12 protein-coding genes are annotated in these 13,877 nt (G+C 70.6%); 6 read left to right on the top strand and 6 right to left on the bottom strand.

All coding sequences use genetic code 11. The features are described from left to right. Window positions 1-406 precede the first annotated feature (406 nt). Window positions 407-1,084 carry an adenosylcobinamide amidohydrolase gene (locus ABZ721_RS36770; protein WP_358793169.1) on the top strand — a complete coding sequence of 226 codons (678 nt, stop codon included), beginning with the start codon at window positions 407-409 and terminating at the stop codon, window positions 1,082-1,084. A 451-nt stretch (window positions 1,085-1,535) separates the two neighbouring features. Here ABZ721_RS36770 and ABZ721_RS36765 read toward each other — a convergent pair whose 3' ends face one another. Beyond that, entirely contained in the window at window positions 1,536-1,964 is a 429-nt protein-coding gene (locus tag ABZ721_RS36765) for an organic hydroperoxide resistance protein (RefSeq protein ID WP_358793150.1), read from the bottom strand. 100 nt (window positions 1,965-2,064) lie between these two features. On the opposite strand from ABZ721_RS36765, the gene ABZ721_RS36760 reads away from it, so the two are divergent. Genes ABZ721_RS36760 through ABZ721_RS36750 form a run of 3 tightly spaced genes read left to right on the top strand, consistent with a single transcriptional unit; the run spans window position 2,065 to window position 4,419 of the window. Beyond that, complete coding sequence (locus ABZ721_RS36760) at window positions 2,065-3,012, top strand: LLM class flavin-dependent oxidoreductase (protein WP_358793149.1); 948 nt, start codon at window positions 2,065-2,067, stop codon at window positions 3,010-3,012. Next, entirely contained in the window at window positions 3,009-3,713 is a 705-nt protein-coding gene (locus ABZ721_RS36755) for an alpha/beta fold hydrolase (RefSeq protein ID WP_358793148.1), read from the top strand. Before ABZ721_RS36760 ends, ABZ721_RS36755 begins: the two co-directional genes overlap by 4 nt. 4 nt (window positions 3,714-3,717) lie before the next feature. Beyond that, window positions 3,718-4,419 carry a winged helix-turn-helix transcriptional regulator gene (locus ABZ721_RS36750; RefSeq protein WP_358793147.1) on the top strand — a complete coding sequence of 234 codons (702 nt, stop codon included), beginning with the start codon at window positions 3,718-3,720 and terminating at the stop codon, window positions 4,417-4,419. A 654-nt stretch (window positions 4,420-5,073) separates the two neighbouring features. Here the strand turns inward: ABZ721_RS36750 and ABZ721_RS36745 are convergent. The 5 genes from ABZ721_RS36745 to ABZ721_RS36725 all read right to left on the bottom strand — a co-directional run bounded on the left by ABZ721_RS36745 (window position 5,074) and on the right by ABZ721_RS36725 (window position 11,572). Continuing rightward, window positions 5,074-6,135, bottom strand: coding sequence for a serine hydrolase domain-containing protein (locus ABZ721_RS36745; RefSeq protein WP_358793146.1), 1,062 nt, complete (start codon window positions 6,133-6,135; stop codon window positions 5,074-5,076). Window positions 6,136-6,479: 344 nt separating this feature from the next. After that, window positions 6,480-6,962 (bottom strand): GNAT family N-acetyltransferase, encoded by a 483-nt coding sequence (locus ABZ721_RS36740; RefSeq protein ID WP_358793168.1) that lies wholly within the window; start codon window positions 6,960-6,962, stop codon window positions 6,480-6,482. Window positions 6,963-7,438: 476 nt separating this feature from the next. Next, window positions 7,439-7,849: a Rid family hydrolase gene (locus tag ABZ721_RS36735; protein WP_358793145.1), complete on the bottom strand. Its 411-nt coding sequence runs from the start codon at window positions 7,847-7,849 to the stop codon at window positions 7,439-7,441. Window positions 7,850-7,929: 80 nt separating this feature from the next. After that, on the bottom strand, window positions 7,930-9,249 hold the full coding sequence (locus ABZ721_RS36730) for a DUF4157 domain-containing protein (protein ID WP_358793144.1): 1,320 nt from the start codon (window positions 9,247-9,249) through the stop codon (window positions 7,930-7,932). Between the two features lie 490 nt (window positions 9,250-9,739). Further along, window positions 9,740-11,572 carry an alpha/beta fold hydrolase gene (locus ABZ721_RS36725; RefSeq protein ID WP_358793143.1) on the bottom strand — a complete coding sequence of 611 codons (1,833 nt, stop codon included), beginning with the start codon at window positions 11,570-11,572 and terminating at the stop codon, window positions 9,740-9,742. A 1,052-nt stretch (window positions 11,573-12,624) separates the two neighbouring features. Between ABZ721_RS36725 and ABZ721_RS36720 the strand changes: the two genes are divergently transcribed. Beyond that, on the top strand, window positions 12,625-13,143 hold the full coding sequence (locus tag ABZ721_RS36720; protein WP_358793142.1) for a MarR family transcriptional regulator: 519 nt from the start codon (window positions 12,625-12,627) through the stop codon (window positions 13,141-13,143). Window positions 13,144-13,294: 151 nt separating this feature from the next. Beyond that, the gene (locus ABZ721_RS36715; protein ID WP_358793141.1) at window positions 13,295-13,768 is read left to right on the top strand and encodes a hypothetical protein; all 474 of its coding nucleotides are present in this window, start codon (window positions 13,295-13,297) and stop codon (window positions 13,766-13,768) included. Window positions 13,769-13,877 lie beyond the last annotated feature (109 nt).

Genomic DNA, 13,877 nt, shown 5'->3' with positions numbered 1-13,877 from the left:
CGGCGGGCCGGTGCTCGCCGACGCGAAGGGCCCTCTGCAGTGGTTCGGAGCGCTCGGACGATCGGATTGGTCGCGGTCTGCCGCTGGCCGGTTTCCCGGGGAGAGCGCGCGGACACGGGCCGGGAGGGCCGCCGGGGCCGATGCCGCTGCGCCAGCACCCCGCCCGGAGCGCCGGTACCGTCCCCGTGCCGTGGAAACGCCGGGCAGGGGGTGAGGCCGCGGCGTCGGAAGGTCGGCGGTGGCGCAGGGCTTCCCGCCGCTGCCCGGCGCCTTGCGTGCCGCACCGGCACGAAGCCTCTGCGCCCCGTGGCTTGACTGCACCCCGACCACTGGCATGCGTCCGATCCTGGCGGTGCAACGCGCGGATACGATCAGCCGGTCAGCACTATGGAAGGAGCAGCAGGTCGTGTCGAGCGCCATCCCGATAGCGCATGCCCCGGGTCGCCTGTCGGTACGGCAGGAGAGTCGCGTCGAGGACGGCCAGGTGCTCCACGCTCTGCTGTGGCATGCGGGGCCTGGCTGGCGGATGATCAGCAGCGCCGTCTTGGGCGGCGGGATCGGCGAACGCGCCTGGGTTCTCAACGCCCAGGTCGCCCATGGGTACCGGCGCGTTGATCCCGGTGACCACCTGGTCGAGGTGGCTCGTGGGTTCGGTGCGCAGGGCAATGGCGTGGGTCTGATGACGGCAGCCAACGTGCAGGCGTATGCGCTGGCCGGCGACAACGGCGTGGAGACGCTGGTGACGGCAGGGATATCGGTCCGCGGCTGGGCTGCCGCGCAGGTAGAGGCCGTCCCTGTCCTGCAAGCGCCGGGAACGATCAACATCATGGTCCGTGTGCCGGCGGCGTTGACCGACGCGGCCCTGGTCAATGCGGTCGCCACCGCCACCGAAGCCAAGGTCCAGGCGTTGCTCGACGCGGGCTACGACTGCTCGGGCACGCCCACCGACGCGGTGTGTGTCGCTGCTCGCTCGCCGCAATCCGGAGACGAGTTGCACGCGTTCGCCGGACCGCGCAGCGTATGGGGCGGCCGGCTGGCCCGGTCGGTGTACGGCGCGGTGCGCGAGGCGCTGCCCGCAGCGTGACGCCGACCGCACCCCTTCTGCGGCCCCAGCGACGACACCGGCCCCCGCAGCTGCGCGCACCGCCGGAGCGCTACCACAGGCACCTGCCGCCCATCTACCGTTCGCGGCCCCCGCTCCCCCGTGCGGACACCGCCGCACGGCTGCTACGACGCGGCACCCGCAGGTCCCTCCAGTCGGAGAAGGGCAGCCGAACCTGGACCATGACCGGGAACGTGAACCCGTGCCCCCCGACCTGGACGAAGGGCGCCGACGAAGTCCTCGCTCGTGCCACCGCCCGGGCAGGGGCCTGCCGGACCGCGCCGCCTCCCACCGGTACCGGCCCGCCGGCGCACGCTCCCCGGGGGACCGCGCCCGCCCCACACATGGTGTCCGGCGAGCAGCGCTGCAGGCCGGCCACCCTGCGGTTGTGGTGTGGCGGCCGGTCGTCGGGGTGCTCGGGGACGGGCCGAGGTCACAGCCGGGTGTCGTTGGCGACCAGCGCGACGTCGATGTTGTCCCGGGTGGCACTGGAGTAGGGACAGACCTGGTGGGCGGTCCTGACGAGTTCGACCGCCTGCCCGGCTGTGAGCGAGGGCAAAGAGACCCGCAGTTCCACGGCGAGCCGCAGGCGGCCGCCGACGGCCGGGATGAGGGCGACGGACGCGTCGATCTCCGCGTCGTCCGCGGTGAGCTTGCTGCGCCGCCCGATGAGGTCGAGTGTCGAGCCGAAGCAGGCGGCGTATCCGATCGCGAAGAGTTGCTCGGGGTTGACGCCCTCTCCGTCCCCGCCCAGCTCTTTGGGCTGTCGCAGTTCCAGATCCAGTCGGCCGTCGCCTGTGCGCCCGTGGCCGTTCCTGCCACCGGTGACGTGCGCCTGTGCCGTGTATATCGCTTCCGTCATGTCGAACTCCTCAACTAGCTACCTGACTTAGAACTTTTCACTTCAAAAACAGGAAGTCAATGGCATAGGGTCGAGAACCTCACAACGGCGGGGAGGACCCATGGCGAAGCTGAAGGTCGGTTATCTGTTGCCGACGCGCGACCAGTCGGTGCGGGAGGAGCACGATGCGGGGCGGCTCGTCGCCCAAGCGCGGCGGGCGGAGGAGCTGGGGTTGGACTCGGTCTGGGCAGGCGAGAGTCCGGTGACCCGGCCGCGCGCCGATCCGCTGCTGCTGCTGGCCGCCGTCGCCCAGGCCACCGAGCGGGTCACGCTGGGAACCGCCGTGCTCCTGCCGGCGCTGCGCCATCCGATCCTGCTGGCGCACCAACTCGCCACACTGGACCGCCTGTCGGAGGGACGGGTCATCGCGGGCATGGGTGGGGGGTTCCCGAATCCGGACACCCAGGCCCAGTTCGCCGCCGTCGGCGTCGACTTCACCCGCCGCATCGGGCGCCTGCAGGAGTCGATCGACGCCATGCGGCGACTCTGGTCAGGGGATTCGGTGTCGTACCGCGGTCAGTACTTCTCCTTCGACGACGTACGCATCACTCCCCCGCCGTCCCGCCCGGGAGGGCCGCCGATCTGGTTGGCGGGCAGCGGCGGGCCGGCGCTGCGGCGCGTGGCCCGCCTCGCCGACGGCTGGCTTCCCTATCCGCCCTCCGCGACGACCTACGCCACGGAACGGCAGGCCATCGTGCAGACCGCCACGGCCCGTTCGGTCACCCCCGCCCTGTACGCGACGCTCTGCCTGGACGAAGACCCGCACCAGGCGCGCAGGCGCCTGCGGACGAGCATCGAACGCTACTATCAGGCGCCCCTCGAGATCGTCGCCTCCATCCAGGCCCTGTTCGCCGGGACCGCCGCCGAGGCCGTCGAGTGGTTGACCGGCTACGTCGCGGCCGGTGCCCGCCACCTCGTGATCCGCTTGGCGGTCGAGGACCATGACGCGGCGCTGGAGGAGTTCGCGGACCAGGTGCTGCCGCTGCTGCGCGCGGGGGATCGCCGATGACCACCTTCGTTCTCGTCCACGGTGCGTGGCACGGTCCCTGGGCCTGGGGCCGGCTCGTCCCCCTGCTGCGTGCCGCCGGGGCGCACACGCTCACCCCGGACCTCGGCTCCACCCCCGACCACGGGCTGCACGACCACGTCGACACGCTCGTCGCCGCTCTCGACGCCTGTCCGGAGAAGGACGATCTGGTGCTGGTCGGGCACAGCTACGCGGGCCTGGTCGTGCGGCAGGCTGCCGACGCGCGACCGCAGGCCGTCGACCATATCGTGCTGGTGGACGGGTGGGCGGGGCCGCACGGCGCCAGCATGTTCAGTCTGGCTCCCGAGTCCTTCGCCGACGCGATCCGTGCGGCCGCCAGGACGCGAGGAGACGACCGGCAGATCCCGCCTCCGCCCCCCGCAGCGTTCGGCATCGTCAACGGTGCCAACGCCGCGTGTCTCGCCGCCCGCCTGCTCCCTCAGTCGCTGCGCTCGTTCACCGAGGGCACGCGGCTGACCGGGGCCGTGGACCGGATACCCGGCACAGCGGTCTACTGCAGGCCCCAGACCTACCCCTTCGACCGGTTCGGCGAGTCCCTCGGCTACCGCACCCACGCCCTGGACGGCCCGCACGACGTGATGCTCACCGATCCGGAGCCGCTGGCCCGGATACTCCTCAATACCTGTCTCCTTCAGGAACAGGAAGCTCAAAGTCTAGAATGACAAAGTGGAACAGCGAACGTACAACCAGTACTGCGCGACCGCGCGCACCCTCGACATCGTCGGCGAACGCTGGACGCTGCTCCTGATCCGCGAGCTGCTGACCGGGCCCAAACGGTTCGGTGACTTGCAGGCCAGCCTGCGCGGCCTCGGTACGGGGCTGTTGGCCGCCCGGCTGAAGCACCTGGAGCGCGAGGGGCTGACGCACAAGATCACGCTTCCGCCCCCCGCCCGAACCCCCGCATACGCCCTCACCGAGGCCGGGGAGGAACTCGCCCCAGCGATCCTGGAGCTGGCCCGGTGGGGCCTGAAGTGGTCGATGGGCCCGCGTCGGCCGAGCGAGACGTTCCATCCGGGCTGGGCCATGCTCGGTCTGCGCGCCTGCTTCGACCCGGCGGCCGCCACCGGCCTGCACGCGGTCTACGAGTTCCGTATCGACACCGAGGTCTTCCACGCACGGGTCGACGACGGGCTGCTGGAGCTCCTGCACGGACCGGCGCAGCACCCGGACGTGACCCTCACGCTCGGCCAGGAGGTCTTCCTGCGGCTGACCAGTCAAGATCTCACGCTCATGGAGGCGATCGAGACCGGCACCGCGTCGGTCTCCGGTGACAAACCGGCTCTCCGCAAGCTGAGCGGGCTGTTTCGCCTGCCGCCCCCGCGTACCCGCACCGTGGACCGGAACCCGTCGGACCGGACCCCGTCCTGATCCCAGGATTCCGCGCAGCAGCAGACCGCCGGCAGCTCTGGCAACCGCCCGGGGGAATCGCCGCGGTGCAGAGACCCCTACCCCCACGGCCGGAGCCCACGACCAGCTCAGCGGAAGTCCCCGGAAAGCCAAGCCAACAGGCGCGGCCTGTCGTCGCAGCCGCTGAACCTGTCGGCCGCCAGGTGGTCGCTGTACCGCACGGGTACTGTCGGCGCCTCACATCGTGAGGGCAGGACCGGCTGCCCCAGATACCAGCCGGCTGCGAACACGGCAGCCAGGGCGGGAACTATCAGGCGGCTCGGGGTCAGCCATGTTGGTCTGTATGTGCGCACGATCGGCGAGCATACGGCCCCGACGATGAACCCACCCTCCCTCCCAGCGCACTTCCAAGGACGGCGCCGATCTGCACCATCGCGTGGAGGCCGCCTTCGATCGACTGCGCCTTCGACTGATGTCGCCAGGGCTGCGGCGGCACGTCGCTGCTGGTGAGAAACGGCCCGTACCGCGGTGCGATCTGGGAGGACCTGCGGCCGGTGGACCAAGGGATCAAGCCCACCGGGCAGGACTTCGCGCACTGGTACCGCAGTTGGCTCGAGCGCACCGAGCCGCAGCTCGTCTTCTCGCCGTCCGCGCCGGTCCCTCCCGAACCCCTCTCTAGGGGCGGGTCCGGCACAGTTCCTGGTCCATGAGCTTCGTCATGGCCTGTTCGGTGCCTTCGCCGCCGTCATTGCTGACGTAGACCACGGCGGTCCGCGTCCCGTCTCGGGTGGCGCCGCCCCAGGTGATGTAGCCGAGCAGTTCGCCCCGGTGACCGAAGTAGCTGCCACCGCAGGACAACCCGATCTCGGCCAGGCCCAGTCCGTACCGTATGCCCAGCTCGGGCGCGTTGACGGTGGTCGTCATGGCGTCGAGTTGCGCCGGCGGCAGCAGACGTCCGCCGAGCAGTGCGGCGTAGAACCGGTTCATGTCGTGCGCGGTACTGATGATCGATCCGGAGCCGACGGCCATGCTCGCGTTGAGCACGGTCACGTCGGTGGCGGTGTCGAACGCGTAGCCGTGGGCGTGCGGGCCCGTGATGAACGGGAAGCTGCCGGGTGTGCTGGTGTCTTGCAGGCCCAGTGGGCGGATGATGCGGTCGGTGACCTCCTGCGCCCAACTCCGGCCGGTGACCTTCTGGGTGATCAGCGCGGCGAGGAGGTAGTTGGTGTTGGCATAGGCCCAGTGTTCCTCGTCTGCGGCGACGGTGGGCGAGGGTTGGAGCGCCAGCCGTACCAACTCGTCGATGGTGTAGGTGCGGAACCGTTCGGCTCGATAGCCGTCCTCGCTGGTCAGCGCGGGGATGGCCGGGCCGGTGTCCTGGATGCCGCTGGTGTGCTGCAGCAACTGCCGCACGGTGATGCGGTTGCCGTCGTTGCCGTTGTTGTGGACCACTCCGGGAAGCCAGCGCTCGACGGTGTCCTCCAGGGACATGCGCCCCTCGGCGACCAGTTGCAGCTCAACCGTGGCGGTGAAGGTCTTGGTGGCGCTGCCGATGCGAAATCTGCCGTTACGGGGCATCTGCTTCCGAGTGCCCCGCTCGGCCGTCCCCGCACGCGCGACGTCCCGGGTATGCGGGGACGTCACCTCAGCGGCCACCCCGACGGCCCCGGTGTCGTGGACCGCGTCCACCTGCCGCTGCAGCGGATCAGCAGGTGGTTTCGCTGCTGCCGTCCCCATCGATGCGGCGAACAGAACCGCGCCCAAGCCGCTCAGGACCAGCGCGTCCCGCCGACGTCTTCCCCGCACCCGCATGATGATCCCCGTCCCGTTGAGCTGCCTGCGTGTGGAGCGTGCAGGCTGTGGCCCCGGTCTTCCGCTCCCGGTGCCGGTGGTCGAGGACCATCCCATCAGCGAAGCAGGAGTCGGCCCATCCGGCTCTCCCCCGACGGGCCGAGGCGCTGTCCTCAGGACGATGCTGGGGATACCCCCCCGACAACGACCGCGAGGCGTCCCCCAGCCGGCTCCGAGCGGCAGCGCCACGACGTGCGGCTGTAGTGCTCGCGCTGGGTGGAGAGCACTGTTCATGAGCGCTCTGGGCTCGCACGTGTCTGGGGCTGCAGGGCGAGAAGCAACTGTGGCAGCATCCGGCCGGCGATCGAGCCTGACGGGATACTTCCGGTGCGCACGGCGCCCATCGCACGGTAGAAGGGTTCGGCTTGGGGGTCCGCGTCGATCGTGATCTGCGCGAATCTCAGCTGTCGCGCGTTCGCGCGGAGGTGCTCGAACAGCAGACGGCCGATGCCCTGGCCCATGGCATGCGGGTCGACGAACATCATGCCCAGCACGCCTGTCGGCGGTCTGCCCTCCAACGTCGTGAAGCCCACGATGCGCCCGTCCTGCTCAGCCACCGTGGTGCGTCGGCAGGTGATCTCGTCTGCGCGCATTGTCAGTTCCTCGACGCACGCCGCCATGAACGCGGCGTCGTACCCCCAATGTGCCTTCGACCGCAGCGCCAAGGCACTGAGGATGTCGGCTTCCGTCCCTTGCGCAGCTCGGATCTGCACGCTCGACGCCAACTCCTGCTCCGCTTCCACTCTCGTGATCCTTCCACCGTGCCGGCGCACCGGAGGATCCGGGACCGGCGGGGCCGACAGTAGCGGGGGGCCACGCCCCTGCGACGCCTCCCGCAGGAGGGCTCGAACGGTCGCCTATCGGCCAGGGCCCTGACTCCCCGACCACCGAAGGAGCGGCAAAGCCATGGCTGGGGCCGAGCAGCGGGCAGGCCGTCGGTCTGCGGTGGCGACCAACGTCCATGATCCCCCCGAATGATGTTGATCATGCGGCGCACGGGACAGACGTGCCCGAGGCCAGGTCCCGGGCGGCACCGGTCCCGGCCCCGCCCGTCCGTTGGGATCAACGAGCCGCTGTGCGGCAACACCTCACGCAGTCGCACGCGTCCGTACCCCGGGCAAGCCATGCGCCCGCCCACCAGGAAAAGGGCACCACGCCACGACGGACGAGGCGGACGCATCCGGGGCATTCACTCCGGCAGCGCCACGGTGAGGTCCACCTCGACGAGCTGTCCGCTGAAGCCGAGCTGGGCGACCCCCAGCAGCGTGCTGGCGCTGGTGAAGGCCGGGCCGATGACCGAACTGCTGAGCCGACGCCACGCGGCGCCCAGGTCGCCGGTCTCGCGACCGCACACGTAGATCACTGAGCGCACGACGTGCTGCGGCTGCGCGCCGACTGCGGCCAGAGCACTCAGGGCGTTGGCCGCGACCTGGTCGATCTGCTGGTCGAGGGAACCCGGGCCGACGAGGGACCCCTGGAGGTCGAGGGGGCACTGTCCCGCCAAGTAGGCCGTCCGGCCGGCCTCCACCACGGTGATGTGGTGATAGCCGGGCGTTTCGTGCAACTGGTTGGGATTGATACGGGTGATCTTCGCACTCATGCCCCGAGTCTGCTGGCCCCACGGGCCGGCACGCACCTTGTTTTGCGGCCAGCGGCCCGTACCGGCCGCCTTCGGCGGCGTTACAGGGGCTGGAGAGCGCCGCCGGTGGGAGTATTGCTGATGACTTGGTACTGGTTGGCTTGGTCAACGCAGGCTTCCACGTATCCCAGGTTCGTGGCGATCTCCTTCCATTCCGCGTTGTCGGGGTCCTGGGCCTGGGCCTGCGCTATCCAGTCCCACACTTTTTCGGCGCCGCGGACCTGGGCATTGCAGTACAGGTGGTCGGAGATGTATTTGCCAGGGCTGTCCTTGGACCACGCGTACTTTCCGTGCGATTCCGCGGAGACCCTGACCGTCGTTTCGACGCCGAGCCTGAGGGTGTCGATGGGGAGGTAGAGGCGGGACAGTCCGTCGTATACGCGGTACAGCCAGTGCACGGCATTCTTGACGGGGTTGTCGTAGGACTTGTGGGCCGAGTTGGCGCTGGCGGTCAGGATGGTGAGGTTCTTTGATTTCTGGCCCGACCCGCCGAAGCATTCGTTGAGCAGATGCCCGGCGATGAACGTGACGCCCGGGTAGGCCTGGCGCGCGTCATCGATGGCGGGAGGAAGCCGGGCGTTGGAGTTGGAATTGACGTCGTCATAGCCGAGCGGGCCCAAGACCGCGTGGACCGACGTCCCGCCGCCGCGGCTGCCGAGCGTCTCCCCCCAGGTGGGTGAGGTGATGTACTGCGCCCGCGGCAGGTCTTTGACGCGTATCCGGTGCGGCCGCTGGGACTTGCGGTCCCCGGATCGTGAGGATCCCTTGTGCCCGGCCCTCTGCACGGCTGGGCCGCCGTGCGCCCGCTCGCCGCTCGGCGCGGGCCCCGCGGGCCGAGCGGCAAGGGGTGGCGGGCCGGCGACGGATCGTTGGACGGTGGACGGGGCCGTCGCCAGTCCCGCAGCGAACGCGTTCCCGTCGACGTCCGCCAGCCGCTCGGACGACTGGTTGGGGTCGGTGACGGTCACTCCGCCGCCCTGGCTGACGCCCTGCTCGCGCTTGCCGCTGAGGTTGTGGTGGAGATGGCTGAGTTCGTGGCCGATCAGCGCCTTGTTCTGCAGGGCGGCCGGCGGGGCGAAGATGTGCCCGCCGATCGTCATGGCCTGGGCGCCCATCGCCGCGACGGCGCGCTGCGCGACCGGCCCGTCGTGGAAGCGACCGGCGGACAGGTCGGCGTTCTGGAAGAACGGCGCCGCTTCCGCAATCAGCGACGCGGGAAGGGGGCGGCTCGCGGACGCCTTCGCAGCATCGAGCAGGGCCCGTTGGCCGGCCGGATCCGCATCCATCGCCATCCCGTGGCCGCGGCCGTCGGCATCCTGGTGCTCCTCGTCGGGGGAGGGCGCGACCACCGGACCGCCCACGGACCGCTGCAGCGGGGCGGCCTGTGACCCGTGGGCGCAGCCGGGACCGTGCTCATGTTGGTCCTGGGCCCACGGGTGTCCGGCCTGGCGGAGCATTTGGACCACAGCGGCGTTCCCGGCGCTGTTCTGGAGGGCGGTGGGTCCGCGACCAGCTCGCGCTGGGGAAGCAGAGGCACGCATCCGCCCGGATGCCCGCGTGCTGTCGGACTTCTGCTCTGCGTCCCGCATCGCGGCCATACGCGTTCCTTCACCCGAGAGTCACCTTGATCCGATCAACGTCGCACATCGGACTGACCGCTCACCAGAGACCCGAGGGCAGACCCGCGGGCCGAACGGACACCGGGAGCAGCCCGCCGATCGTGCCCCTGGATCCCGTCCACCGGCGGGACCCTCCGGTCGACGCGCTCCCCCGCCGGCCCGTAAGTGCGGGCCGCCCTTCGCCTGGTTCACGGCGAAGGACGGCCCGCTGCCTGCACGGCGGTAACGGGTCCTAGCCGAGAGGCAGTTCCAGATAGGACGGGTCGCCGTCCGGCGAGCTGATCGAGGTGGTGCTGCCCTCGACGGTGGCGTGCGAGTAGAGCTGGTCGGTGCTGTTGACCACCAGGGCCAGGCGGTGGCCGGCGGGCAGGTCGTAGGCGGCGGCCTGCAGGGGCCAGTTGATGGCCGTGTCCTGGCCCGGGGTGAGGGCGTCCAGGGTGTAGGGCTCATGCGTGATGATCCGGGCGGTGTCGTCCGGATCGATGTGGAACAGGTAGGCGACCAGGGTCGCGGAGGAGGCGCTGCTGCGCACCGTCAGGTGGAGGCGGGGGATGCCGCGGATGCGTCGTGCGGCCGGCCCGTCCGCGGCGGCCAGGGCGTCGGTGGCCCACAGCAGCAGGTGCTGGCGGTCGAACTTCTCGGTTTCGTAGATCTTCGGGTTGCCGTTCCACTCGGCCTGGCCGGTGGTCATGACGGCGTCGACGGCGGTGGCGGCGGTCAGGTTCCCGGCGGTGAAGTCGCGCGACCAGTCGGCGGCGGCCTCGGTGGCCAGGGCGCCGTCCTGGTCGCCGGATGTCGCGTCGCTCAGGTACCAGCGCTCGCGGTCGGTGGTCACCGCGTCCCAGCTCTCGCGCGGTTCGCGCGCGGCCGGCTCGGTGATCACGTTCTGCCCGGTGCCGGGATCCGTTCGGGTCTGGTAGGTGAACATCACCTGGCTGCTGATCTGGGGCCAGGCGGACGCCTCGTGCTGGACGCCGAGCAAGTGGCGGTCGAGCCAGGCGAAGGCCTCCGCCACCGGGGTATTGGGGCCGCTGAGCGGAATGGTGAGGCCCGCGCCTTCCGGGGCGGCGTGATCCCCGATCCACAGGTTCAGCCGCTTCGGAACGGTCAACTGGTTGAAGGTCTCCAGGACCTGGTTGACCGGGAACAGCGTCTCGTGCCAGGTGTTGGAGAAAAACGTCGGGATGTGGCGCTCGTTGGTCGCGGGCAGGTAGGTTTCCGGGGCCCGCTCGTGGCCCCACGCCAGGACGTCGGCGAGGTTCTCGCCCTGGTCGAAGGAGCGCAGGATCCGCCGGGTCTCCTCGTCGAACTTGCGCTCCACCGGACCGCCGGTGAAGTTGACCAGCGAGGTGACCGCCTGGAGGTGGCGGGTGTCGTGGTGCAGCAGACTGGTGGCCAGATTGCCCCAGGTGCTCAGCGCGACGACCGCCTTGACCCGGTTCTCGGGGTCGTTCGCCGCGACCAGTTGGCTGATCCCCGACCCATAGGACTCGCCGAGGAAGCCGACCGCACTGGGCGCGAAACGCTCCTGCGCGTAGTCGATGACGGTGGATCCGTCGGACCAGTCCAGGGGGCCGGCCACGTCGATGGTGCCGCCGGAGGTCCAGGGGCTGTCGAGGTAACCGCCGCCGGGGGTCTGGGTGGTCAGGCCCATGCCGCGCGGGGTGTAGGCCAGGACGTGATAGCCCCGCAGGGCCAGCTGCAGGTGCGCGTACTCGAACAGCACCCAGCCGAAGGGGGTCCACCCGGACGGCACGATGACCACCGGCCGGGGCTCCGCGGTGTGGAGCCGGATGGTGTGCGCGGAGAGCCGGACCCCGTCCGAGGTCTGGATCCGGGGAAAGCCGATGCTGGCCACCCGCTGCACGTCGGCGACCAACTGCTGCAGGTCCGGGGTGAGCGCGCCGTGCGTGGCGTGGCCCTGCAAGCTGGCCACCAACGCCTGGCCCACCTGGGCGGCGTCCTGGCTGACCGACGTGCTCGACGCCCAGATGCCGCTGTTCGCGACGTGGGCCAGCTGTGCGGTGGTGACGGTGTATGTCGAAGGGTCCTGGGGTGCGTTCATGGTCTGTCCCTCTCGGCCGGCGTGCCGGAGCACGGGGTGAGGTGCGGCGGGTGCCGGCGACGCGAGAGAGCCGTCGGCACCGAGATCATGGAACGGAGAACTGTGCCGCTGGCGGCAACAGTTGGGGCTTCGGGTGACGGTCGGTGGCTCTGCGTGACGCTAGCACGACGCTTTGTGCTCAATAAGTGACTTCTGGTACATGGCCGGACTTCGCCCCCAGCCGTCCCCTTTTGCGCCACGGCATCGTGCATCACCCAGGAGGGGCGGCCGGTGCGCCTCCGGCGGTGGTCACCGGCGCGCTGCAGCGGCGAGACCCACCAGCACGACGACGGGGCCGCGAGCAGCCATCGCGGCCGGAGGATCAACCACGCGCTCCAGGACCACACCCCGCGAGACCGCGCCGCACCGCCGGCCTCGAAGCCCGATGACGCCGCGGGCGTTCTTCGGCCGTCAGCTATAGGCCCGCAGGCTACGTGCTGGAGGTGGGACCAGGCGACTCCATGGGGTTGTACCACTCGTCCAACCAATACGGAACGTGCCCCTCGGGAAAGCGGGCATAACCGGGCCCGGGATCCTGCCCGTTGGGAACACACGCGCCACCCGTATCGGGGTAGTTTATGGACCAAGCCGGGTACTCGTCGTCCTGGCAGTTGGCCTCACGAATTCCCGTGCACCCGGCCAGCGCCAAGCCTGCCACCACGACCAGGACGCCGGCGATCGCTCGCTTCATCCACGGTCTCCACCTCATGGGTCGGGTCCATCCCTTGGGCTGGTCGGCTGCCACTGGTGCAGCAGTCCGCCCACGGCGCGCACAGCACCGCAGCCCGGAGCCGGCCGCCCACGCCCCGCGGGCCTGCCGCAGCGATCATCACAGGTGGCGAGACACAATCGGTAACCGTGAAACCCGGCACCCAGGCTCCACGTCCACCAGGACGCTGTCAGCGACGGTCGCCCCGGTGTGCGTTCCGGAATTCTCGGACCGACCCAAAGCCCGCCGCGGCTCTCCTGGGGGTTGCTTGACACGCCAAGTGATTAGCCGCCATATTATCTCCATGACGAGCGACGGCAGCGACGGCGAGAGGCCTACGCTGGATCAGGCCAAGCGGCAGGTCCAGCACTACGGCCTGTCGACGGATCCGCAGGCGGTACTGGTCGCGGTGCGGCTGATCTCGGCAGGTGCGCGGGTCAGCCGGGCCGCCGAGGTGCACTTTGCCCGGTTCGGCCTGTCGACGGGGCGCTACCGCCTGCTCGCCGATCTCGAGGACCACGGGGGGGAGAAGTCCCCCTCGCGCCTCGCGGAGGACCTCGACGTCTCCAGGGCGACGATCACCGGACTGCTCGATGGCCTGGAGCGCGAGGGTTTGATCGCTCGCCGCCCATCCACCGAGGACGGCCGCGGTTCGGTGGCCGTTCTGACGGCGCGTGGGGCGCAGCGCCTGCGCGACATGGCGTCCGACCACTTCGGACGACTCGAGGCGATGGTGGTCGGACTGTCCGTCGAGGAGCGTGCGGTGTTCCTGGATCTGCTCGCGCGAGTCGCGCGGGGCAGTGCGGCCCTGGTCGCCGACTGACGGGACGCCCGACCGCTTCGGCCCCGCCCCCTTCCGGGCAGGGCCCTCTTTTTTCACCAGATAGTTAGCCACCTAATTACTTTCGGGGAGTCGCTCTCCCATGCCCTGCGGCTTTTCTTCCTTTCCGCACACGAACATGAAAGAGGCCCGCATGCCCACCACCCAGCACCCCACCGCCCCCGCCCGGACCGCCTCCCGGTCACAGCGTCCGTTCACCCTGTGGCGCGAAGTGCTCGCCGCCTACGTCGCCCCCGCGTTGATGGCCGGCATCCCCGCAGTCGTCACCGGGCAGCAGGATCTCGCCGTGGCCGCCGGAACCTCCATCGCCGGCACCTCCGCCGTGGTGGCGTTCCTCGTCGGCGCCTGGCTGCGGCACGGCGGCCGACCCCGACCGTGGACGGCCACCACCTCGCGCGCCGCCCTGACCGCCACACTCGTCATCCTCACCGCCGGCACGGCCGCTGCCCTGGGGTGGTTCACCGCCCAATGGCTGCCCGCCCACACCCCCATCCCCACCAGCCCGTGGCTGGAGCGTCTGCGCCTGGACCTGCCCATCTCCGCGGCTCTCGCCACCACCATCGTCACCCTGCGCTGGCGGAGCACCCTCACGCCCTCCGCGACCTGACCCCCCCCCCCCCCCCACCCCCCCCCCCCCCCCCCCCCCCGCCCCCCCCCCCCCCCCCCCCCCCCCCCCCCCCCCCCCCCCCCCCCCCCCCGCCCCGCCGCCCCCCCCC

Source organism: Streptomyces sp. NPDC006733 (genome assembly GCF_040636125.1).
GTDB lineage: Bacteria > Actinomycetota > Actinomycetes > Streptomycetales > Streptomycetaceae > Actinacidiphila.
Note: the sequence above shows the minus strand (reverse complement) of the source record. Positions and strands in the feature narration are given on the sequence as shown.